We start from the raw sequence: 23,828 nt of genomic DNA, 5'->3' as shown, positions 1-23,828 counted from the left end.
AATATGACATCTTCATCACCTTTTAAAAAATCCGTGGAAACGGCAATCAGCAACCCGAAACTGAGCCAGGCTCTCCATCTTTTTGGGGATGCCTACCTGATCGCCCGTAAGCAGGCCTTTGCCGGACTCGATTTCGAGGCAATGCGTGAAGAACTGGCGACTATCAAAGACGAAGTGCGCATCCACCGAAAAAAACTGCTGGTTCAGTTTATCAGTAACGCTGAAAAAGCCGGTTCCAAAGTCTTTCTTGCCAGGGATACAAAAGAGGCAAATGACTATGTCATAGAACTTGCCCGGAAAAAAAAGGCAAAGCTCATTGCCAAATCAAAATCGATGGTTTCCGAGGAGGCTCATCTCAACAAAGCCCTGGAAGCTGCGGGTATCCGTGCCGCTGAAACAGATCTCGGTGAATGGATTGTCCAGCTTGCCGGACAGCGACCCAGCCATATGGTGATGCCGGCCATTCACATGTTCAAGGAAGATGTGGCCAGGTTGTTCAGCAGGGAAACCGGTGAAAACCTGGCCGCGGAGATCAAAACCCTTGTGGATGTCGCCCGCAACCGCCTGAGAAAAGAATATTTTGATGCGGATATTGGCCTGACCGGGGCCAATTTCCTCATTGCAGAAACTGGTGGTATCGGTCTTGTCACCAATGAAGGCAATGCAAGACTCTGTGCCACACTGCCAAAGACTCATGTCGTTTTCGCCGGAATCCATAAACTGGTCCGTTCCATGGAAGATGCCGTCAAAATCACCCGTCTGCTGCCACGCAACGCCACCGGACAACTGCTCACCTCCTATGTGACATGGATCCGGGGAGCCGTACCTGCAGGTGATGAACCCAAAGAACAGCATATAATCCTGATCGACGGCGGCCGGGAAGACCTTTACCAGTCCCAAGCTTGCCAAGACGCCCTGCGCTGCATCCAGTGCGGTGCCTGCGCCAATGTCTGCCCCGTCTATCAGACCGTGGGGGGACATGTATTCGGCTCCATCTATATCTCCGCCATCGGCATCATCCTCACCGCCTTTTACGAGGGACTGGACAAGGCAAAGGAACTGACCCGTGCCTGCATCGGCTGCCGATCCTGTTCCGCTGTCTGTCCAGCCGGCATTGACCTGGAAGAGATAATCCTTCATTTGCGTAACATGGTCACGGAAAAATACGGTATGGGTGTAATAAAAAATGTTGCCTTTAAGGCGATTATGAAAAATCGCACTCTTTTTCACTCGATGGTGAAAGCCGCATCAAAGCTGCAAAAACCGCTCACCGGAAAAGATGACGACTCATCCCCCCCTGTTATCCGCCATCTCCCCATGCACTTTATGTCCAGAGATTATACCGAGTGGCGGGATCTGCCCTCAATTGCCGAAAAATCTTTCCGGGAACAATTTGATTTAATTGAACAACAGGTTGAAAATCCGCGTTATACGGTTGGCATCTTCATCGGCTGCGGGGCTGATTTTGTTTACCCCGAAAGCGGTCTTGCACTTGTCCGGGTTCTCAATTATCTCAATGTCAAAGTGGTTTTTCCTGAAGGCCAGAACTGCTGCGGGATTCCAGCTCTCTACGCGGGAGACAATGAAACAGGCATCTACCTGGCCAAACAGAGCGTCCAGGCATTCTCAGAGGTCAGGGTCGATTATGTTCTCAGCCTCTGCCCCACCTGTACAATGGGAGTAAAAAGAGATTTCTTCAAACGGCTGAAAGACTATCCTGAATGGAGAGAAAAAGCTGCTGATCTCTCTGAAAAAACGATGGATGCAGCCAGATTTCTGGAAGAAATTCTTAACTCCACAGAAGAAATACGAAAAGCCCCCAGAGCCCGTGAGAAGATAACTTACCATGATTCCTGTCACCTCAAACGAGGAAACGGAGTCTGGAAAGAACCGAGAAACCTTCTGGAAGCAGCAGGGTATACGATTGACGAAATGAAAAACAGTGATCGCTGCTGCGGTTTCGGCGGCACCTACTCCTTTCTCAGCCACCCCCAGATATCAAAACAGATCACCCTGGATAAAGTTGCCGCCATCCGACAAACCGGTGTAAAGACCGTGGCCATGGATTGCCCCGGCTGTATGATCATGCTCAAGGGAGCCATGGGAAAAGCCGACAAAACAGTGCGTTGTGTTCACACTGTTGAACTGCTGGAGGAGATACTCAAAAAAAGAGTAAATAACCGGTAAATAATTATCCTTACCATTGTTTCTTTTTTCCTGGAGGTTATAATAATATGGCAGATGGATAATTTTCAGGAAAAAATTCTTTCAAAAACACATTTACACCATTTAAAGGATAATTATTATGAAACCTTTTTTTACCGCGGCATTTCTGACTGCCACTTTTTTCAGTTGTTCTCTTTCAGCTCTGGCGGATCCTATTGATCTCAGTGGCTGGAGCCCTGTAGTTATGTATGATGATTCTCACCATGCCTCACCAAGCTGGACAACCGTTGGCGGAACTTCTGTCACCCAGAGTGTCAACAGTGACCCTTCCGCCTTTCTCAGTGACCAGACCTGGACAAACACCGTTTTTAACGGCAATTTCAAAGTCAACACAACCGGTGATGATGATTTTATCGGTTTTGTCTTCGGGTATGCCAGTTCAGAGGACTATTATCTTTTTGACTGGAAACAGAACGATCAATACTGGGGTCCTGGAGGCCAGGGACGTGAAGGTTTTACTCTCTCCCATATCACCGGAAGTGACATCAATCTGTGGGATCACTCAGGAAACGACATTAATATCATAGCTGATGATTATTCCTCAACTAATGGATGGAAAGATAACATATCTTACCAGTTCACCCTGAGCTACACTGCAAACAATATCAATATAGCTATTGACGGCGATACAATTTTTGATATTGACGGTTCATATGCCGCAGGGAAATTCGGCTTTTATAACTACTCCCAGCCAAATGTTTCATACCAGGGATTTACCCAGACCGCAGCTGTTCCAGAACCGGCCACCATGCTGCTTTTTGGTGCCGGACTCGCTGCTTTTGCAGGCGGTACTCTTCGACGAAGAAATTCCCGCTGATTTTTTCGTAACCAAATTTGTTTATCCCAAAAGGACATCTGTTTTCAGATGTCCTTTTTTTCCAGCTCACATCCTTATCGTCTGTATCCTGCCGTTACTCCAACCTGTCCCCATCAAAAATAAATTGTATGTAATCTAAAAACACGCTAAAATAATACCTTCTTCCCCAATCCTGCAAGAGAAAGAAAATGAACAGTTATCTTTTCATTTTCCCAAGTGCAAAATTCAGGTTCTATTTCATTACCCTGAAAATTCATCCAGGAGCTGACAATGAAACTCAAAATCCTTCCCGTATTGTTGATCGCTGTTTTTCCCCTGATAATCGCTGTCCCGACGACCTACGCAAACAACAGCGAAATAGCAATCGGTTTCAACCTTCCCTTTTCTGGATGGCTTGAACAGGCGGGCCACCATGCAAAAAATGCCGCGGAACTGGTTCGCAAAGATCTTGAGGTTTCAGGGGGACTGAAAGTCGGGGATAAGACCTATCGGGTGAATTTTTTGTACGGAGATAACAAATCCGATCCATCGGCTGCCTCAAAACTGGTGCTTGACCAGGTGAGCAGAAATAATGTGATTGGAATAGTCGGTCCCTTGAGCAGTCGTCATGCCATACCCGTCGGCCAGATAGCCAATGCCTTTTCCACCCCCATGATCGCCTCCTGGTCCGCGTCACCGAAAACAACTGAAAATCGCCCCTTCGTTTTCAGAAGTAATTCAATTTTTACCAAACAGGGCCCGGTTATCACAACGTTTGTGGCTGATGAATTCGGGGCGACAAAAGCGGCAGTTCTTTATGATATTGTCAGCCCGGCCCCCGTGGAATGACAAAAAACTTCAAACAGGCTTTCGAAACTGCAAATGGTGCCGGATCGATAGTTGCCTTGGAAACATTCAGAACCGGTGACAAGGATTTCAGAGAACAGCTGAAACGAATCAAGAATTCCCCGGCCCAGTTTCTCTATCTGCCGCAACATGTGGACCAGGTGGCTCTTATTGTTAAACAGGCCAATGAAATAGAACTGAATATACCCATCGTCGGTGGTGGTTCATGGGCGGGAGGAGACCTTATCGGAACCTGCGGGCAAGACTGTGACGGCCTCTTCTATGCCGGAGACTATGCTCCGGGTGGCGCGACCGGCCTGAACAAACAGTTTGTTACAGCGTACCGTAAGGCGTATAACAGCTATCCAGATGCCCCTGCCGCACTTACTTGGGACGCTACCCGTGCACTCCTGCAGGCCATCAGGGATACGGGAGGACTCCAGGGAAAGCTTATTGCTGATCGGGTGGCCGTAAAAACAGCACTTGCAAAGCTGAAAAATTTTCCGGGAGCATCCGGCACGATGAGTTTTAATGCAACAGGAGACCCCGACAAATGTGTCATTATTGTCCGGATTGACTCAGACATGCTCACTCTGTACAAATCAGTATGTCAATGAGCGGCTCCTGAGCCCAGTTTTTCCTTCTGTCCCGAACTAAACGGTACAGTTTCACCTACAGGATAATGTTTCTCTTCTATTATCCTGTTCAGGCTGTTCAACCGATCTTCCGGATGGGGATGGGTGGCCAGGAAATAGGCTAAATGGCTTTTATTCTTCTGAGACAACCGCCTGAAAAAATCGGTTGCTCCACCCACATGACCATAGCGCCTGTAGAGCAGATCCAGTCCCCAGCTGTCTGCAGCAAGCTCCTGTTTCTGCGAGTATCGTCTCTCGAACTTACCCGCAAGCCAGAGAACCAGGTCAGGAGACTGGTCTCCGGGAAGTAATCTGGCAACAAGAAACAGAAGAAGATTACGTCCCATGGCCCGCAGGTGGTCCCGATGATAAAAGTGGCCAAGTTCGTGAGCCAGAACCATATCCAGTTCATTTTCAGACCGGACTGTATTCAACAGTCCTTGAAAAACCACAATACTGCCACCCGGCAGCGCAAAGGCATTAATCTTTTTCGAGTCATCAAGAAATATTTTGAAAGAATACTCATGGAGCGGGGAATCTGCAGGAAGCTCCCGTACGAGCCGATCAAGATGATCCTGGAGAAATGCGTCTGTATGAGCCTGATATTTTGCTTCAAGTTTACTGCCGATCCAGATTTCCGCCTTCACCGGTAGACGAACGGCCACAAACTGGGCGACAAATCCAAATACAAAATAGAGAAGTGCAAGAATAACCAGTAATTCAGCCACCAGCCAGACTGCCTCCCGCAAAGGATGTTTTCCCGAAAGATTTACATCACCATCGACAGGTTTTGGCGTAAATTTCATTGCTGCTCCAGAAAAACGGCTGTCCCGTAGGCTAGAGCTTCAACACTTCCTACCTGCCGTTTCCGGTTTGCGGAACGTCCAATAGCTGAAGTCTCCAAGCGAAAATTGACGATTAGGGCAGCGCCCTTTTTTTCCGCCTCCGCCTTCATCCGAAGGATGGCCTCCCTCCTGGCCCTGTCGATAAGGGACTCGTAGGATTTGACCCGGCCGCCAAACAGGTTTCTCAGGATTGCCAGAAAACGTTTGAAATAATCAATGGAAATAACCGCACTACCGGTCACAAGCTGAGAATGTGTCACTCTCGAGGCAGGATAGCCATCCACAAAAGTCACAACCGGCATGGACATCATTTCCCGCTCTCTTTTTCTGATGGAGGCATAATGACGTTTTTCAGCCAGAGATCCCGCTACATAGCCAAGGATAATAAGCAGTACGAAGAGAACAAGATCACCGTTATTTGTCAGAAACTGCATCTCTTCACTCCGATTCCAGTCTGACAGCCGTCCCATAGGCAAAGAGCTCGGATGCACCCTGGGCAACTGATGAAGTGGCAAACCGGACATTAACAACTGCATTGGCTCCCAGCCCTTCGGCCTGTTTCTGCATACGCTCCAGAGACTCCTGTCTCGCTTCGTTTAGCAGCTCCGTGTACCCTTTCAATTCTCCGCCGACCAGGTTTTTCAGACTGGCCATAAAATCACGACCTATATGTTTTGCCCGAACGGTACTGCCCTGAACAATTCCGAAATGTTCCACGATTCTTTTTCCGGGAACATTCTCCACGTTGGTAATAATCATTTCTCTTTCCTTTTCATGACTTCATACGAAACAATTCAGAAACCCGATGTGCACCAGTCATAGCTGTTTCTGAACATCTGAAACCAGGGGGAGACCTTGAGTTCTTTCATCTCCTCTGGCAGATAATGGGCCTGCCAGGGCAGAAATACCCTTTCCGGATGAGGCATGAGCGCCAGGTGCCTACCGTCAGCCGAACAGAGTGCCGCCAACCCTTCCGGGGAGCCGTTGGGATTGAAGGGATATTTTTCCGTACTTCTACCCTCATCGTCCACATAGACCAACGGAGTAAGATTGTTCTGTTTCACCTTCTCCAGAATTCCCGTATCCGGGAAATGAAGTCTTCCCTCACCATGATCCACATGGATACCAAAAACCAATCCATCCATGCCCTTCAACATGATGGCCGGACTTCTCCTGACCTTCACCGTTGACCAGCGGGACTCAAATCGGCCGGATCTGTTTTTGACAAAACGGGGCTGCACTTCAGATGCAAGTCCTGGCTCCGGTACCCAACCGAGCAAACCAAAAAGCTGGCACCCGTTACAGACCCCCAGAGTAAAAGTATCAGGACGCTTATAAAATTCCCTGAACATCTCTTTCAGCCGGTCATTGAACAAAATGGTTGCAGCCCATCCTTTAGCGGATTCCGGCACATCAGCATAAGAAAAGCCACCAACCGCAGCAAGTCCTCTGAATCCGTCCAATGTCATATTTCCGGAGAGCAGATCCTGCATACAGACATCCCATACTTCAAAACCGGCGGCAAAGAAGGCGGAACTCATCTCCCGATCCGAATTGGATCCTTCGTCTCTCAGGATTGCAACCTTTGGCTTATTCTCCTTCTTCAGCAGGGCTGCCGGGGCCGGTTCCGGCGTAAAGGGGATAATATATTCCGGCCCCCTGCGGTCATGGATCGATTCTTTTTCCTCCTTCACACAACCCGGATCAGCCTGAAGCAGGTCAAGACGGTGACTGGTTTCCTCCCACCAGCTGCGTAATTCAACCATGTTCTTATCAAGAACCACCTCCTCGTTATAGCGCAGGAGAATCCGTTTCTCTTTCGTAGTCCTGCCGATTTCCCGGCACTCAACATCCGCCCTGTCAAACAGCGCCTTCACCTCCTGCAGCTTCTCTTCGACACATTCCACGACAAAACCGAGTTCCTCGGAAAAAAGTGCGCTGAAAACAGAGTCTTTTCCACCCAGATCCAGATCCAGTCCACAATTGCCACTAAAGGCCATCTCCAGCAGGGTGGTAATCAGTCCCCCGTCGCTTCTGTCATGTCCAGCTGAAATCAATTCTTGAGCGATCACTTCCTGCACTGCGGCAAAACCCCTTTTCAACAGACCCGGATCCTCCACGTCAGGACTTTCATCCCCCAGTTGCCCCAGCACCTGTGCAAGACTACTGCCTCCCAGGCGATTACGACCCGAAAGATCAATAAAAAGCAGCCTTGAACCGACGTTCTTAATATCCGGAGTAACGCTTTTTCTGATATCAGGTACGGCTGCATAGGCGGAAATAACCAGTTCCCTTGGGGATTTCACCGTTTCATCACCAACCATGGTGGCCATGGAAAGACTGTCCTTGCCACCATCCACCGCCATGCCCACCTCAATCATCAGGTCTCTCATACCCCTGGCGGCATCATAGATTGCCGCTCCTTCTCCAGGCAGTTTCGGCGCCCACATCCAGTTGGCGGAACACTTAATCTGCAGGGGATCTTCAATTTTTACCCAGACCAGGTTTGTCAACGCCTCTCCCACCGCCATCCGGGCACCGGCGGCAGGATCAACCAGCATCTTGATAGACTGCTCTCCAATAGCTGTCGCTATCCCTGTCAGACCAAAATGGGACTGGGCAACTACGGCAACGTTTCCCACGGTCAACTGCAGGGGACCGCAACACTGCTGTCTGGCGATAAGACCGGTAACGGCCCGGTCAACCTTGCTGGTGAGAAACCTTTTGGATCCCACCGACACCAGGCGAAGCACGTCATGCAGCACCCCTTCAACCGTTGCTCCATCGGGAAGCTCAACCGGTTGACCGGCAAGACTTTTTCTTTTGTCCTCAAAGGTTTTCTGGGGAATATCTCCGAGCAGTACGTCAAGCTCAATATCCACGGGTGTAGAGTCATCATGGGAATCGTGGAGGACAAAACGAAGATCCCCGGTAACCCTGCCCAGGACCTCGCAGTTGACTTTTTCCCTTTCACAGATTGCCAAAAACCTCTCAATATTTTCCGGTCTGATCAAAAACCCGTTACGCTCCTGGTATTCGGCAACATATATTTCAAGCACAGACATGGTGGGATCGCCCACTCTGATATTGCGAACCTCTACCCAACCGCCCGAGTTTTCCACCAGTTCCTTCAATACATTGGCAGGACCTCCGGCACCCTGGTCGTGAATCACATCAACCAGGGTCCGCTCACCCATCTCGTTGCAGGCTCTGATAACACGATTCATCTTCTGCTCCATTTCCGCGTCACCACGCTGCACCGCATTAAAATCAAGGCTCGATTCATTCTCGCCCTGCAACATGCTTGAAGCCGCCCCGCCGCCGAAACCGACTCGATACGCTGGACCACCCACCTGAACGATGAGCATACCTTTTTCTTCCCTTGCCTTATCCGTCAACCGGGAATCAATCTGGCCTACTCCGGCGGTAAACATGATGGGTTTTACAAATCCCCACCTCTCACCATTTTCCAGACGCATATCAAAGGAACGGGTAAAACCCTGGATCAGGGGCTCTCCAAACTTGTTGCCGTAATCTGACGCACCGTTACTGGCCTCAATTTCAATCTCAAGGGGGGAGGCCAGGTTGTCAGGACGGGGATAATCATTTTCCCAGGGAAGCGCATATCCGGGAATATTCAGATTTCCAACGCAATATCCGGCTGTTCCGGCGATAACAAAGCCACCCTTTCCCGTACCCTGCACGTCACGAATCCGCCCGCCTGTTCCAGTCTCTGCCCCGGGAAAAGGAGCCACACCTGTAGGGAAATTATGTGTTTCCGCGGTCAACAGAGGATGGTACAGTACTGACCGAAGAGAAAATAACGACGGGATACCCGGTTGATCAGGAATAATGGTATCTATTCCATAGCCACTGATAACACTCGAATTATCCTTGAAAGCAATAAGCGACCCTTTCGGGTTCGCATCAAGAGTTGCGGTCACCAGGTCAAAAAGCGTTCCCTCCATTTCCTGACCATCTATTATCTGTTTCCCCTTAAAAAAACCGTGGCGGGAATGCTCGGAATTGGCATTATTGAGATCCATAATCTCCACAATCGTCGGATTTCTTTTCTGCCTGTTGACAAAATAATCGTAATAGAGATTGCGATCCCATTCATCCATGGAGATACCGGGAATATCATCAAAAGCCTCAGCCCCCCTGCCCAGAAGATCCACTTCGTATACCGGCTCGGGCACAACCCCCGTCTCGAAACTGCTCAACGGTTCCGGGTAGTGACACTCGGTCATCCGGTCATGGTGACTGTCAATAAATTCCTGGAGATTACTCCCCTCCGGCACACGATATCGCCTTGATCTTTCCACACGGGTAACTATCCCGAGTCCTGTCGCCTGGCAGATGGACACCATATTTGAAGACCAGGCTGTAGCGAAATTCAGGCGGGGCCCCACCTCTACGACCCGGTTTCCGGTGAGAACCGGCTCTGTGGTAACGGTATCAATAAGAAAACCGTCTGCCAGAATCATTCGCAGGCAATTCATTTCTTCTGCGGTGAGTGTTCTTGTCGATTCTATATTGAAACAGTATGCCTGTTCCCCGTCAATTTTTCGATACAGTCGTGTGATTGTCACACCCATGGCAAACTTCCTTCAGTGATAAGAATTGGATATTTACAGAATTTTTAATGAAATAAAGAACAGTGAAATTCCTGAAACGTTCGGAATACTCGAGTATCTGTCCAGAAATGAGCTTTTTTATTCTGAATCGGGCGCAAGAAAATTTTACCACAGACATCTATCTGATATTCCAAGGATAAAATTTCCACAACAACGAAGAATCAGGGGAAAAAGGCTGTTTATGGACAGATACTACACTAGCATTATTCGTAAAAAATTTCTTCATGATTTTCCTCATCTGCTTCCAGGGAGACCATTTATTTTTTTTTCAGGAAATGCTATTGTTTCAGCCATAAACTGTTTTCAGAGGTAATAATTCGACCTTTTTCTGCAGTCTCCATGCCACCCGGGCTGCTTCTCTGCATTTTGCCGACATCATTTCAAGGAGGACATATGGCAACCACCACGGGAAACCTGTTGAATCAGAAGGAAAGAGAATCCTGCGAATACATCACAAAACTCAACATCGGTCTGTTCAGCCGGAGGGCCAAAGCCCTTCTCCTCCTGGATGACGGCCACACTCAGGTAAAAAGTGCTGAATTAAGTAAACTGACCATCGGCCAGCTCCGTTATCTCCTTGTCCTCTTCAAGGAAAAACGCATGGACCTTTTCCCCGGTCACACGCTTCCCGCCACATCTACAGAAGAGCCTTCCTCTCAAACCTCTCAACCTGAAAACACAACTGTAAAAAAGAAAAAAAAGAAAAAAAAGGACGGGAAGAAAAACAAGAAAAAGAAAAAAGAGAAAGAGGAAAAAAAGAAAAAAAAGAAGGGAAAAAAGAAAAACAAAAAGAAGAAAAAAGAAAAAAAGGGGAAAAAGAAAAAATAGTCTCAGTCTGACTGGCAGTCACGACATAAACCGGTAAAGTAAAGAACGTGCGACTGGATCTTATGCTGGTATTTCTCCTCGATTTCAGTGCGAGACTGCCTGCTGAAGATACAGTCATGAAATGGCGTAAACGATTGACATCGCCCGCAGAAAAAGAAATGGAGATGTGGCCTTCTTTTCCGAAAATAGAACCGCACTGTCCCCTTTGACTCGGAGAAAAGAGAAAAACCCTCTATCAGGTTCTGTTTTTCCAGGTAGTTGACACTCCTGTAAACAGTCGCCAGATTAATCTCCCCTTTTCTCATGGCAAAGATCTCCTGAGAGGAGAGAGGACGATCCGAAGACTCGATAATTTCCAGCACCAGCTGTCTTTTTGGCGTAAATCCTGACATATAATCACATTATCCTGAAACGGCTCAACCCATACGCCAACAGAAAAAAAACAAAATTCACAAGGACTATTGTTGCCCCCGCCGGTAAATTAAAAAGATATGCCGCTACAATTCCCACGAAAACAGAAAAAGATGCTGAAAACACAGCAAAAAAAATAGCTGTCCTGAACCCTCTGGATAACTGTAGAGCTGTTACTGCGGGAAAAATAATAAAGCTTGAGACAAGCATGATACCTACGACTTTGATACCCAGAATGACAGTAAAGGTTGTCAGAACAACCAGTATCCGGTTCATCCGTTCGGTATTCAATCCGATAACCTTGGCAAACTCTTCATCAAACGCTATGGCAAAAAGATCCTGATAATTCAGGAAAACAAGGAGGAGTACAACAAAGGAAAGTGCCATGGTCAGAACGGACTCCACCCGACTCACGGCCAGGATATCCCCGAACAGGTAACCAAAAAGATCCACATTAAACCCAGATCCCAGACTTGCCAGGATAACACCGGTTGCGACACCGATGGCAGAAACAAGACCGATGGCAGCATCTCCGTACATATTTGCCCTGCCCGCAAGGTGCAGTATCCAGAAGGATGCCAGCAACCCCAGGGGAAGTGCCACATAAAGTGGATAAATCCCGAGCATAAGGGCCAGACCGATGGGCGCCAGGGAAAAATGGGCAAGCCCTTCACCAATCAGAGACAATCTCCGCAGAACAAGAAACAGTCCAAGCACGGCACAGCAGACACCGATGAAACAGCCGGCAAAGAGGGCACGCTGTATGAACCCGTAATGGAGAGCCTGGATAATCTGGGTAAAAACCGTATCCATTTTCAATGTTGATGACAGATGAGATGCTGGGTAAATTCCCCAAAATAGTTTGACATGTCACTGGACATGCAGAATTCCTTGAAGTTTCCGAAAAAAACAAGACGCCTATCCAGGTAAAGCATTTTATCGGCATAACGACCGATGATGGAACTGTCATGGGTTACCAGAAGAACTGTTTTACCATGATCCCGGTTGAGGGAAGCGATTATTTCATAAAAGGATTCGCGGGTTACCGGGTCGAGGGCAGCGGTCGGTTCATCAAGTACCAGGATGTCCGGATCGGAAACCATGGCTCTTGCCAGAAAGACCCGTTGGCTCTGCCCGCCGGAAAGTTTTCCTATCTGCTCCAGGTGAAGATCGGCAATACCCAGCATGGAAAGTGTTTCCATAACCTTTTCCCTGTCTTTTCTTCTCACCTTCCGTGGAAATTTTTTACTGCCCAGCAGACCGGTTGCCACAACTTCGGCCACGGATGCCGGAAAAGATTTGTTGGCAACAACGGTTGACTGGGGCAGGTAGCCGATCCGATACCATTGTGCAAAATGGCGAAGAGGTTGCCCCATGATTTGAACTTTGCCCACGTGAATGTCCGCAAGCCCCAGAATGGCACGGACAAGAGTCGATTTTCCCGACCCGTTAGGACCGACGATGCCGATATACTCACCCTCTGCCACCTTAAAGGAAACATCCGACAGTACGACAACACCATGCAATTTGACGGAGAGATTTTCCACCGAGATTATTGACATTGCAGGCCCTGCTTCAAATTTTCCACATTTTTTTTCATCAGAGACAACCAGGTCTCACCGCGTTCCAGCTCGTCCCGCGAAACATTATGAATCCCATGGAGAAGAAGCAGTTTTGCTCCGGTTTCCTCCGCTATGACCCGGGCAATTTTCGGCTGCACAAGTTCCTCATGGAAAATCACCCTACTCCCCGTATTCTGTATATTATCGACAAGCGCGGCAATGGCACGGGGACTGGGTTGTCCATTTGGCGAGTAGCCCTTGAACGGTGAAACAGCCTTGAGACCGTATCTTTCAGCAAACGGACCGAAGGCAAAATGACCACCACTGACAATGGTTTTCAGACGGCAGTTCCGGAGACTTTTCCCGGTCTCACGATCAAACTCATACAGTTTCTCCACATAAGCTTTTCTGTTTTGCCGATAAAACCCGCCATTGTCCGGATCCATCTTGATCAGTATGTTGCTGATCACATTCACCATTTCAACCGCATTCAGAGGGTCAAGCCAGATATGAGGATCAATACCGCCATGCCCTGAATGATCTCTGTCGGCCTTATGATTTTTCACCTGCTGTGCAATAATTTCCCTGCCAACCTCAACAACCCTGCCCTGTTCCCTGCCCATGGCCGAAACAACAGCTTCCGCCCAAGGCTCCAGAAAACGGCTGGTATAAAAAAACAGATCCGCCTGGCTTACTGTCACCAGATCCCGCGGGGTCGGAGAAAACCCGTGAGCCTCTATTCCCGGTGGCAGAAGCAGCTTGACCTCAACCCTTTCTCCACCAACCTGCCTGGTAAAATCATACAGGGGAAAAATAGAAGTAACAACGTGAAGTTTTTCGGCAGCTTCACCCGGCTGACTGCCAAACAACAGCATCACCCAGAGAAAACAACATAGAATTTTCCAATATCTCATTGAATTCATTTACGCTCTTCATAATCAACTCAAGATTCCAAACCCGACATCACCCGATCCTGTAAGAAATCTAAAACAACATTCGTGTTCACCACCTTACCCATGTTGCAAATGATTCGCAAACAGAAATCATACAATCGGCTGAGATTCAGTCGATTGAAGTTTTACCGGGGCTCTCCTGATGAACGGTCTTTCAATATAGGTATATGTCATAACACTTGCGGGAATAACCAGGACAAGAGTAAACAGGAACTTAACGACACCATTTGGTTGAATATTTAAATAGACCAAAAAAATATATTTCACCAGATCCAGAAAAACAGGATGGAGCAGATAGACGCTATAGCTTATCAAACCAACGGCTCTGAGCCATGAATGTGAAAAAAATTTCTGAACCCTGTTCCGTTCAGTTATCGAAAGGCCCAGAATCAAACAACCTGTCAAGTAAGGATAGATTCCTTCAAGAACCCACGACTCGACAACTCTATGGCCGACAATAAAATTTCGAAGTTCGGGGAGAGAAACAGCCAGGACAAACATTATGAGAATAACGCCGGGATGACCGAGCAGGGAAAGAATATCCTTATATTTTATCCGGTCCCATTTCTGATAGAAATATCCCATCATGATTCCCACCAGAAACACTCCCAGGTAAAGAGGCATGGTATGCTCCATTCCGTACATGGTGTGAATCGGCAACCAATTGTGATTATAAGCAAACCCAACCCCTCCCAGGAAGATCAGAATCCCTGTCAACCGACCGCGAAAAATAAAATGATGGATCATAAAAATAAGCGGTAGCAAGGTATAAAAATGAATTTCCTGCAGAACGGTCCAGAGTATGGAATTTCCCTGGAGAAAAAGCAGTGATCTGAAATAATCCTCATAACGCTGTGAATAAAAATATCCAGCCGTAAGGACGAAATAATACATGGGAAGAATTCTGCAGAAACGTCTTGCGAAATAATTTTTCATATATTCGGCGGAAACAATACGGGAGCCTTCACCAGCAAAAGGCAGGCAGAGCAGATAACCGCTCAGGCAGAAAAAAAGAGCCACTCCGACCATACCTGTTCCCCTGAACCCCGGAAGTCCTGTATGGTCCAGCAGAACCAGAAGTGCAGCTACCCCCTTAACCCGTCAAGGGGAGCCAGGTTTTTTCCGGTTGACGGAGTTTTATGGAGAAGATCATTATAAAATGCTGAAGCAGAAAAACGGAGCGAACAAAACAGAAAAAAAGAGAAGATCCCTGCCAGTACCGGCACAATATACTGAACTACCGGATTGTTTACCTGTAACTCACGATGGAGGATGATGTAAGGATCATCGGTATCGCTTTTGACCCTCAGAAATCCACCCTGGTCGAATTTCAATTCGGTCTGAGGAGATGCCGTGAGTTCAGGCTGTTGCTGACCAAAATCTATTTCAATTTCCGGGCCGAAAAAGCTTAACAGCCGCACGTTGTATATTCGATACGTCCCGTGCCCCTTGCCCGGATCAATCCTCAATGTTCTGAAAGATCTGTTATTGGTTTGAAATTGTAACTGACACCGTTTTTTTGCCGGCAGATCCTGCATAACAGTTGAATCTTTTTCCCGAAAAGCTACCCGGCTTCCCGTGGCAAAAGAATAATAGAGCTGAACCTTGCTGTTATATTCGCTTTCAATATCAACCACAACTCTGGCAAAAGCAGACAAAACTACAAACTGAATACTCCAGTAGACAAGACAGGTGACGACCAGTGCGCCACATAGTGCAAAGATTTTTTTTTGAGTTGTTTTTGTACCATTCACGCTTCCCTTCATCCCCCCGCAATGCACACCCACAAAAAGATCAAAATTGAATCTAACAACCAGTAAAACACATCCTCCGGTTCAGCCCATATTCAAACACATATGCTCCACCTGAGGACCGACAACCTTCCAGTCCACACAGGGAGCAGCAAACCCCCTAGGTTGCACAAGAGGGCAACCAAAAGCCGAATCATCTATATATACATGGGCATATACCTTTGGACTTGTTGTCCATTCTGCCTGGTCCGGATTCATATTGACGCCATAAAGCTGTATGCCGTTTTCTTCAAGATACCTGACTGCATCTCTCAGATAACTTCCCTCTTCACTGTTTGACCGCATTGTAAACAGAATAATTTTCGCCCCACACTGCTGCAGTCGCTTCAACCATTTTACGGCACCGGGAACTGGTTCGCCGATATCGGGATAGCGATGATCAACAACCGTTCCGTCAAAGTCCAGACCAATATACATTTTCCCTCCATGAACAATCACGACTCCCCTTCAAACTCAGGTTGAGATCAATGCAGGTCTATTTTTATCATGCTGAGTTCCATGGGCAATCAAATACTATTTTATTTTCGAGTTTAAAATTAGTGTAACACTCCTCCGGGACATTACAACAGGATATTTCATGATGTGCTTTCTCTTCTTCTGTCGTTTAAAATGGTGTATATTCATCATAGCCTGCATTTCTCATCAGTCCAGGCGACGTCAGGTTCAAAGTTCCCGGAGTCTTCGCTTACCTGGCAGTGAATCATAGTGATCTATATTTACTGCCGAAATACTGCAGAAGATGGCGTCTCCTGGACTGACCTTGGGTGAACATTGTGTAAATTTTGTTCTATTACTGATAGTTGTCTAATTATTTGTAATCTACAGCTATTCTCAAAATTACCACAATGTTCATGAGAAATGCGGGATAGAGTTGTTTTCACTTTATTCAGCAGACATCATGAAAAAATACCGCTTCAACAGAATGGAAATAGCAGGATCTCTTGGAGACCTGGGAACTCTGCTGCCACTGATCGTTGGCATGGTAACGATTAATCATGTTTCACCAACAGGCATTTTTTATTCCATCGGCCTTTTTTATATCCTGTCGGGCTGCTACTTTGGACTACCAGTCCCCATTCAGCCGATGAAAGTCATCGCCGCCTACGCCATTTCAACCGGCATGACATACTCCCAGATCAGTGCCTCCACAGGACTTGTCTGCATCTTTCTCCTTATTATTGGCGCGACCGACACTATTTCCATGATAGGCAAACTTGTCCCGAAATCGGTGGTGAGGGGTGTGCAGCTGTCCACGGGAATACTGCTTATGACCAAAGGTGTTTCATTCGTAATTGATGGTGCCCCCGGCAGCCAACTGCTGGAACCATATCTTTCTATCCAGAGTGCCGGTCCCCTGCCCATAACCATTATTATCGGTATTGCCGGAACTGTATTAACCTTTTATTTCTTAAACAGCAGGAAATATCCTGCTGGTATCGTTGTCACCCTGTTCGGCCTGCTTGTCGGTCTTTTTCTAGGAACATATGATGGTATGAGCCGCTTTACGCCCGGATTCTATCCACCTCCGTTACTCCCCGCAGGACTGCCCGCCACTACTGATCTCACCGTGGCCCTCTTTGTCCTGGTCATCCCCCAGCTGCCCATGACCATCGGTAATGCCATCATTGCAAACGCTGATCTCTCAAAAGAATATTTCGGAGAAGATTCAGACCGGGTTACATACAGGGCCACAACGCTTTCCATGGCAGCGGCAAACGGTCTCAGCTTTTTCCTGGGCGGAATCCCCCTCTGCCACGGGGCGGGAGGTCTGGCCGCCCATTATCGGTTTGGAGCCCGTACTGCCGGTTCAAATATTATTATTGGTGCTGTTTTCCTGGCCCTGGCTGTTTTTACCGGTCCACATGTTATTCTTCTCATTCATTTCCTGCCCTTTTCCATCCTGGGAATTCTCTTGCTTTTTGCAGGTTCTCAGCTCAGTCTCACCATTCTGGACATGTTCGCTAGAAAGGACATGTTCGTGGTTCTCACCATCCTCGCCATCACCCTTGCCTCAAGCTTGACCTGGGGCTTTCTTGCGGGAATTATTCTCGCATTTACACTTCGTTCTGAGAAATTCGATATTTGACAGACTCATATCAATAAAGAGAAAAATTTGAACAACACGCCTGACACATGTATACTGTAAAATATACACAGTTACAGGAAATCCAACTTATGGTCGGGTGATATGAAAACTCAATTCCTTTCTTTATGCCGTATAAATTTCCTTGCCTGGGTTACAGCAATGTTCCTTATTTTTCTACCCCTTTCTCAAAAAGTCATGGCCGCCGATACTTCTGTCAGAATCGGCATCCTCGCAAAACGAGGGAAAAAACAGGCGCTGAAAAAATGGACCCCGACAGCAGAGTATCTTTCCAGAACCATAGATAATTTCAAATTCACTGTGATACCACTGGATTTCAACGAAATCTATCCGGCAGTAGAAAAGAATCAAATTGATTTCATCCTGACAAATCCCGCCTACTATGTACAGTTGGAACACAATTTCGGTGTCGAAAGAATCGCGACCATGAAAAACCTGAAATTCCGAAAAACCACAACCCGTTTCGGAGGAGTAATTTTTTCAAGAAAAGACCGCAATGATATCACAGATTGCGAAGACCTCCGTGGGAAACGGTTCATGGCGGTAGACAAACATTCTTTCGGAGGATGGATAGCTGCCTGGTACCATTTCCTGTCCCATGGGCTGAAACCGTCCAGGGATTTCAGTTCCCTTCAGTTTGGAGGAACCCACGATGCTGTGGTCTACGCGGTCCGGGATGGACTTGTCGATGGCGGCACAATCCGGTCCGACACCCTGGAACGCATGGCGGCAGAAGGAAAAATCAATCTTAAAACCTACAAAATCCTGGAAGAAAAAAGTGATACAGCACACTTTCCTTTTCTGCTGACCACCGCCCTCTATCCGGAGTGGCCAATGGCTACCCTCCGCCATGTCGACAAAAATCTGGCAGAACAGGTAACTATTGCCCTGCTGCAGCTTTCTCCGCAACACAGGGCTGCCAGTGCTGCTTCCATTGGCGGTTGGACAATTGCCCACAATTACCAGTCAGTCCATACCTGCCTGAAAACTCTCCACATTGCCCCCTATGAACACTACGGTATCATTACCTGGAAGGCATCATTTCGCCAACACTGGATTGAATTTACCCTTATCGGAATAACCCTCACCGGGGCAATCGTTGCCATGATATCTGTTCTGCTGCTCAATCGACGCCTGAAAACAACCATGATTTCCCTTGACCGTGAACTCGAGAACAACAAAACAATGAGCGAAAAACTGCAGCAGTTTAAACTCAGCCTGGACCAGATCCTTGACTGTGTTTTCATGTTTGAGCCGGATACCCTGCGATTCATCTATGTTAACCGGGGTGCTATAAACCAGGTTAAGTACACGCTTGGAGAGCTACTGAACATGACCCCCCTGGATATCAAACCTGATTTTTCAAAAGAAAATTTCAGAAAATTTATAGCGCCACTGCTCAGGGGGAAAAAGATTCAATTACCTTCACCACAAATCACAAGGCCAAAGATGGACAACTCATTCCTGTGGAAGTTTTTCTTCAGTATGTTTCTTCACAAAACCTTGGTGGGCGATTTGTGGCCATTGTCCGCGATATTACACAACGAATTGAAGAAACACGGAAGAAGGAGAGCCTGCAGTCCCAGCTCCTCCATGCCCAGAAACTGGAATCGGTTGGACAGCTTGCCGCAGGTATTGCCCATGAAATCAATACACCGACCCAGTTCATTGGAACAAACATCAACTTCCTGGATGAGGTTTTTGATGATCTGGCAGTCTTCGTTGAACAGATGCAGCAACTCGCCGGCAACAGCTCAAAAAACGTCAGGGAGACAATTGACCAAGCACTTGAAACCATGGACTGGAAATACCTGGCCGAGGAAATCCCCCAGGCAATCAGGCAATCCAGGGAGGGTGTCAAACGTGTCAGTTCCATCGTTCTCGCCATGAAGGAATTTTCCCACCCCGGGAGCAGGGAAAAAGAACCCAAGGATTTGAATAAGATAATCGAAACAACAGTGACTGTCGCCCGTAATGAATGGAAATACGTAGCCGAGGTTGAATTTGATCTCGACCCGGACCTGCCTCTACTGCCACTCCTGTCCGATGAAATGGGCCAGGTTATCCTCAATATGATTATCAACGCGGCCCATGCCATTGGTGAAAAACTGGGAGAAACCCCGGAAGGCGGTAAGGGAACCATAACCATTGCCACCCGGAAAAAGGACAACCATGTGGAACTGCGTATCCGTGACACGGGGACCGGCATCCCGGAAGAGGCACAGCCAAGGATCTTCGATCCCTTCTATACCACAAAAATGGTAGGAAAGGGCACAGGGCAGGGACTGGCGATCAGCCATGATGTCATTACTGAAAAACATGGCGGTACCATTGATTTTACTACGGAATTCGGCAGAGGGACAGAGTTTATCATCAAACTTCCTGTCACCTGAATCCCGGCCTTTTTTAAAAGTGAATGAATTCCATCAATCCATCAAAAGATCTGCCAGGCCGGTCTGTCTTCTGCTGCTGTCCTGCTGCCGGACTGCCATAGCCAGTGCCCTTCTCGTCCCCACAAAGGCGGCCATGGATTTCGCCCTGGTCAATCCCGTATAGATAAGATTACGAAACAGCATCTTGAAATGTTGGGTCAACACGGGAAGAATTACCGCCTGGAATTCACTTCCCTGGGATTTATGGATAGTTATGGCATAGGCCAGGTCGAGTTCCAGGACATCATCCCGCTGGTAGAGCACTCGACGATCATCCTGGGCAAAAGCAACCATGCAGGTTAGAGCCGAGTTATCGATGGAAACGATCCTGCCGATATCACCATTGAAGACGGCCAGGTCATAGTTGTTTCGGCGGTGAATCACCCGGTCTCCCTCCCTGAAAATTCTTTCCCCCACCTGGAGCTGAGCCTTTCCCTTCGTCGCAGGATTGACAGCCTCCTGGATCACCCTGTTGAGATTTGCCGTACCCAGGCTTCCACGGGTCATGGGTGAGAGGATCTGGATTTCGGTATCTTTTCCCATATATTTCGGAATCCAGTCAATATAGAGACGAACCACCGTGTCAACCCCGCCCAGACCATAGTGCAGGCTGGACCAGGGGTGAATTTTTGCCAGCACCGCTTTCAGCTCCTCCACTGCACCCTCAGCCTGCCTGATTTTCTGCAGATCCACATGTCTGAATTTTTCGGGAATCACAAAATCCTTCTCCCAGGCGGAAGTGATCATCTCATTTGTTCTGAAAACAAACCCGTCTCCTCCACTGCTCAAACCTTCGAACTCCTCTGTTTTTATCTGGAAATTCCTTTTCACCCTGGCAATAAATCCAAGCTGTTCACGAGTGGCCTCATCGGAATCCAGGAAGATACAGTCCGTTTCTCCATGCCATACATCCGGCCTTTTAAAGGGGAAGTAATCCGGGGAATCTCACCCTTGTTGATCTGATGGGCATACTCAATAATTTTTGACTTGCGCGCCTGTCGAAACACCCGGGTGAGATGACATGAGGCCACTACTCCTGAAGAGAGAATATCCCGCAGAACGTTTCCCGGTCCCACCGAGGGAAGCTGGTCGGCATCACCGATAAAGAGTACCTGGCAACCATCGGGTACAGCCCTGAGCAGGGAGGCGGTGAGGGAAATATCCAGCATTGAACATTCGTCCACAATAAGAAAATCCCCCCGCAGGGGCTGCTCTTCACTGCGTTTGAAACCACCACCCTGGAATTCAAGAAGACGATGCAGGGTCTTTGCCTCCCGGCCGATGACCTCACTCATCCGCTTGGCCGCCAGCCCGGTGGGCGCCGCCAGCAGCACCCTTTTTCCCAGCGCCTCAAGCAGACGGACAATGACCAGCGTTGTCGTTGTCTTTCCACATCCAGGTCCTCCGGTGAGAACAGCAAAATGACTGCAGGCTACAGAACGGACAGCAGCCACCTGCTCATCACTGAGGGCCAGCTTCGCTTCACGGCAATATTTCTCGATCCAGGGAGAAAGCGTTCCCGGCAACAACATGGGCCGGACAGCCATTGAGCGTATCCTGCGGGCCACATATTCCTCATCATAGTAAAGGGTTTTTGAATAATAACAACGCTGTTCTTCCCCTTTGTCAGCAGGAAAAATCCGCACACGCAACTGATTATCACGCTCCATCTCATTCAATATTCCCAGAAGCCTTTCACCAAGAGAGAAATCAAGGAGCTTTTCCACGTCAAGGCTGATCTGGCCAATGGTGAGATAACAATGCCCCTGCTCCCGGCTCGCAGCCAGGATATGTCTTATGGCCGCCACAATCCGCCTGTGACTGTCCGGGGCAAAACCAATACTGAGGGCCACTTTGTCTGCCGAAAAAAAACCGATGCCGTAAAAATCCGCTGCCAGCCGATAGGGATCTTCACTGACAAGCTGGATTGCCCTGTCCCCGTATTTTTTATAGATCCTCACCGCAAATAACGTGGAGATCCCGTGACCCTGGAGAAACATCATCACCTCACGGACCATGCGATGCTCCCGCCAGGCTTCCTTTATCATTGCCAGTTTCTTTTTTGCAATTCCCGGAACCTCGGTAAGTCTGTCAATATCATTCTCAAATATGTCGAGAGTCTTTTCACGGAAGTAGCTGACAATCCTGCCGGCCGTCTTGGGACCAACTCCTTTAATCAGGCCGGAACTGAGATATTTCTCAAGGGCGGCGGCAGAAGCCGGCTTTTTCTCGACAGCCTCGTCCGCCTGAAACTGTCTCCCAAAACGGGAATGGATTATCCAGCTTCCCCGAAACTCCATGGTAGCACCGGCAAACACCCGGGTCTGATGCACGGTTACGGTCTCCAACCGACCCGGACTGTTAAATGGAGAAACCCGCAAAACCGACCAGCCGCTGTCGGGGTTATGATAGGTCACCCGCTGAACAATTCCGCTTATCTTTTCGGTTATCTTCTCCATTCTCCCATTCTTCCCTCTTCCCCTGTCTTTGACAAGTACTATCGAGAAAGGTTATTGACAAATTTCTTCTTTTACTCTATTTTGTACCGAACGGTCAGTATAGGAACTATCGAGGTACGGGATTGAATAAAGGTAAAGAAACCCGAAAACGAATTTTAAAAGAGAGCCGAAAACTATTTACCGTAAGGGGTTTTCAAAATACCAGTGTCAGCGAAATAATTGCCGTCACGGGGGTAAAGAAGGGAAACCTCTACTATCATTTTCCCTCCAAGGAGGAACTTGGCATTGCCGTGCTCCTTGATGCCGCTCAAGAATTTTCCGTCATTCTCGACCGATCCCTGAGTGGTGATGATCCCATGGAAAAAATCATCACTTCCTGCCAGGCCATTATGGAACTTATGCAACAGACTCATTTTGTCGGAGGCTGTCTGTTTGGCAACACCGCCCTGGAAATGAGCGGTATCAACCCCCGTTTCGGCGAGATTCTGCAGGATGTATTCGGCCTCTGGACGAAAAAACTGCGAACCGAACTGCAGAAGGCAGAAGAATCCGGTCAACTGAGTGGAAAACTAACGGTTGATGCCCTTGCCACCTCAATTGTTGCCATACTCGAAGGCGGAATCATGCTCTCCAGGGTTTATGAAAACAGACAGGCCCTGGAACAGTGTATTCGCACGATCAAAACCCTGCTTGAACCGGAGTAAACATGACTGAACGCAGACAATCAACCTTTCTGAACCTCAACAGAAATCATCTTTTCATCGGGATACTCTTCCTTTTCCTCCTCAATGGGTGTGCCGGACATACAGATCAGAAAAGCCGCAGGGCGAGTGACAGACTCATTACACTGGACAATGGTATTTGCCAGGATACCAGAACCGGAAAAATGTGGCAGATGGACACCAGCAGGACAATCAGATCCCTGGAAGAAGCCGAGAAATATACTGACGCTCTGGAGAAAGGGGGCTATACTGACTGGAGGCTACCGACAGTTTCAGAACTCTATGGTCTGTACATCATCTTTGACCTGCATAACAATGGCAATTGCCAAATGAAGGTAGAAGGAAACTACTGGTCCGACGAACCGGACATGGATGGACGGGTTGGCACCTGGGAGCTGGATGACAACTGTGATCCCGAACGACAGTATATTCCCAAGAAAAAAGGACTGGTACGGGCAGTACGCCCTTAACCAAAATTGTCTATGAACTATATGAAAATTATCACCCCGCTGAGAGGTCCTGAATACACCTGCCCGATCTCCCTCAAGTGGTTTCACATCT

At 48.0% G+C, this 23,828-nt stretch carries 22 protein-coding genes and 2 pseudogenes; 11 read left to right on the top strand and 13 right to left on the bottom strand.

The features are described 5' to 3' along the window. Positions 1–3: 3 nt before the first annotated feature. From ldhH to LO777_RS20285, 4 genes are all read left to right on the top strand, one after another. Entirely contained in the window at positions 4–2,187 is a 2,184-nt protein-coding gene (gene ldhH, locus LO777_RS18070; protein ID WP_228855222.1) for an L-lactate dehydrogenase (quinone) large subunit LdhH, read from the top strand. A gap of 118 nt (positions 2,188–2,305) precedes the next feature. Next, positions 2,306–3,043 carry a PEP-CTERM sorting domain-containing protein gene (locus tag LO777_RS18065; protein ID WP_228855221.1) on the top strand — a complete coding sequence of 246 codons (738 nt, stop codon included), beginning with the start codon at positions 2,306–2,308 and terminating at the stop codon, positions 3,041–3,043. Between the two features lie 270 nt (positions 3,044–3,313). Beyond that, positions 3,314–3,871 (top strand): ABC transporter substrate-binding protein, encoded by a 558-nt coding sequence (locus LO777_RS20290; RefSeq protein WP_268907479.1) that lies wholly within the window; start codon positions 3,314–3,316, stop codon positions 3,869–3,871. Continuing rightward, entirely contained in the window at positions 3,868–4,485 is a 618-nt protein-coding gene (locus LO777_RS20285) for an ABC transporter substrate-binding protein (RefSeq protein WP_268907478.1), read from the top strand. The genes LO777_RS20290 and LO777_RS20285 overlap by 4 nt, the downstream gene beginning before the upstream one ends. Here LO777_RS20285 and LO777_RS18055 read toward each other — a convergent pair. The 4 genes from LO777_RS18055 to purL are packed head-to-tail and all read right to left on the bottom strand — an operon-like array spanning position 4,479 to position 9,946. After that, positions 4,479–5,309: a M48 family metallopeptidase gene (locus LO777_RS18055; RefSeq protein WP_228855220.1), complete on the bottom strand. Its 831-nt coding sequence runs from the start codon at positions 5,307–5,309 to the stop codon at positions 4,479–4,481. The two genes, LO777_RS20285 and LO777_RS18055, sit on opposite strands and share 7 nt — an antisense overlap. Next, the gene (locus tag LO777_RS18050; protein ID WP_228855219.1) at positions 5,306–5,782 is read right to left on the bottom strand and encodes a YbjQ family protein; all 477 of its coding nucleotides are present in this window, start codon (positions 5,780–5,782) and stop codon (positions 5,306–5,308) included. Before LO777_RS18050 ends, LO777_RS18055 begins: the two co-directional genes overlap by 4 nt. Positions 5,783–5,786: 4 nt before the next feature. Further along, positions 5,787–6,107 carry a YbjQ family protein gene (locus LO777_RS18045; protein WP_228855218.1) on the bottom strand — a complete coding sequence of 107 codons (321 nt, stop codon included), beginning with the start codon at positions 6,105–6,107 and terminating at the stop codon, positions 5,787–5,789. Positions 6,108–6,142: 35 nt separating this feature from the next. Then, positions 6,143–9,946, bottom strand: coding sequence for a phosphoribosylformylglycinamidine synthase (gene purL / locus LO777_RS18040; RefSeq protein ID WP_228855217.1), 3,804 nt, complete (start codon positions 9,944–9,946; stop codon positions 6,143–6,145). Between the two features lie 432 nt (positions 9,947–10,378). Here purL and LO777_RS18035 point away from each other — a divergent pair, with 432 nt between their 5' ends. Beyond that, entirely contained in the window at positions 10,379–10,813 is a 435-nt protein-coding gene (locus LO777_RS18035; protein WP_228855216.1) for a hypothetical protein, read from the top strand. A 2-nt stretch (positions 10,814–10,815) separates the two neighbouring features. On the opposite strand, the gene LO777_RS18030 is transcribed toward LO777_RS18035, so the two are convergent. The 7 genes from LO777_RS18030 to LO777_RS18000 all read right to left on the bottom strand — a co-directional run bounded on the left by LO777_RS18030 (position 10,816) and on the right by LO777_RS18000 (position 15,967). Further along, a complete protein-coding gene (locus LO777_RS18030; protein ID WP_228855215.1) occupies positions 10,816–11,205 on the bottom strand; it encodes a Fur family transcriptional regulator in 390 nt (129 codons plus the stop codon). A 4-nt stretch (positions 11,206–11,209) separates the two neighbouring features. Next, positions 11,210–12,037 carry a metal ABC transporter permease gene (locus LO777_RS18025; RefSeq protein ID WP_228855214.1) on the bottom strand — a complete coding sequence of 276 codons (828 nt, stop codon included), beginning with the start codon at positions 12,035–12,037 and terminating at the stop codon, positions 11,210–11,212. 2 nt (positions 12,038–12,039) lie between these two features. Continuing rightward, complete coding sequence (locus LO777_RS18020) at positions 12,040–12,786, bottom strand: metal ABC transporter ATP-binding protein (protein WP_228855213.1); 747 nt, start codon at positions 12,784–12,786, stop codon at positions 12,040–12,042. Beyond that, on the bottom strand, positions 12,777–13,709 hold the full coding sequence (locus LO777_RS18015) for a metal ABC transporter solute-binding protein, Zn/Mn family (protein ID WP_228855212.1): 933 nt from the start codon (positions 13,707–13,709) through the stop codon (positions 12,777–12,779). Before LO777_RS18015 ends, LO777_RS18020 begins: the two co-directional genes overlap by 10 nt. Before the next feature lie 120 nt (positions 13,710–13,829). Further along, on the bottom strand, positions 13,830–14,807 hold the full coding sequence (locus tag LO777_RS18010; RefSeq protein ID WP_228857415.1) for an acyltransferase family protein: 978 nt from the start codon (positions 14,805–14,807) through the stop codon (positions 13,830–13,832). Between the two features lie 17 nt (positions 14,808–14,824). Then, positions 14,825–15,493, bottom strand: a complete 669-nt coding sequence (locus tag LO777_RS18005; protein ID WP_228855211.1) for a hypothetical protein — start codon at positions 15,491–15,493, stop codon at positions 14,825–14,827. Positions 15,494–15,574: 81 nt separating this feature from the next. Next, on the bottom strand, positions 15,575–15,967 hold the full coding sequence (locus LO777_RS18000) for an HAD family hydrolase (RefSeq protein WP_228855210.1): 393 nt from the start codon (positions 15,965–15,967) through the stop codon (positions 15,575–15,577). 481 nt (positions 15,968–16,448) lie between these two features. Between LO777_RS18000 and LO777_RS17995 the strand changes: the two genes are divergently transcribed. The 4 genes and pseudogenes from LO777_RS17995 (at position 16,449) to LO777_RS17985 (ending at position 20,047) form a co-directional block, all read left to right on the top strand. Continuing rightward, on the top strand, positions 16,449–17,636 hold the full coding sequence (locus LO777_RS17995) for a putative sulfate/molybdate transporter (protein ID WP_228855209.1): 1,188 nt from the start codon (positions 16,449–16,451) through the stop codon (positions 17,634–17,636). 102 nt (positions 17,637–17,738) lie between these two features. Next, positions 17,739–18,599: pseudogene (locus tag LO777_RS21305) on the top strand (phosphate/phosphite/phosphonate ABC transporter substrate-binding protein); the annotation flags it as partial. A gap of 437 nt (positions 18,600–19,036) precedes the next feature. Then, positions 19,037–19,156 (top strand): annotated as a pseudogene (locus tag LO777_RS21300) (hypothetical protein); the annotation flags it as partial. A gap of 294 nt (positions 19,157–19,450) precedes the next feature. Next, positions 19,451–20,047, top strand: a complete 597-nt coding sequence (locus LO777_RS17985; protein ID WP_228855207.1) for a sensor histidine kinase — start codon at positions 19,451–19,453, stop codon at positions 20,045–20,047. A gap of 33 nt (positions 20,048–20,080) precedes the next feature. Here the strand turns inward: LO777_RS17985 and LO777_RS20805 are convergent, their stop codons facing one another. Together LO777_RS20805 and recD2 are read right to left on the bottom strand one after the other, a co-directional pair. Further along, positions 20,081–20,875, bottom strand: a complete 795-nt coding sequence (locus LO777_RS20805) for an ATP-dependent DNA helicase (RefSeq protein ID WP_329955622.1) — start codon at positions 20,873–20,875, stop codon at positions 20,081–20,083. Positions 20,876–20,913: 38 nt separating this feature from the next. After that, on the bottom strand, positions 20,914–22,545 hold the full coding sequence (gene recD2 / locus LO777_RS17980; RefSeq protein WP_329955621.1) for an SF1B family DNA helicase RecD2: 1,632 nt from the start codon (positions 22,543–22,545) through the stop codon (positions 20,914–20,916). 122 nt (positions 22,546–22,667) lie between these two features. Between recD2 and LO777_RS17975 the strand changes: the two genes are divergently transcribed. Beyond that, positions 22,668–23,249: a TetR/AcrR family transcriptional regulator gene (locus LO777_RS17975; RefSeq protein WP_228855206.1), complete on the top strand. Its 582-nt coding sequence runs from the start codon at positions 22,668–22,670 to the stop codon at positions 23,247–23,249. Between the two features lie 2 nt (positions 23,250–23,251). Next, a complete protein-coding gene (locus LO777_RS17970) occupies positions 23,252–23,737 on the top strand; it encodes an Lcl domain-containing protein (protein WP_228855205.1) in 486 nt (161 codons plus the stop codon). The last annotated feature ends 91 nt before the right edge of the window (positions 23,738–23,828 follow it).

Source organism: Desulfomarina profundi (assembly GCF_019703855.1).
GTDB lineage: Bacteria > Desulfobacterota > Desulfobulbia > Desulfobulbales > Desulfocapsaceae > Desulfomarina > Desulfomarina profundi.
This window is presented reverse-complemented; position numbering and strand designations above follow the sequence as displayed.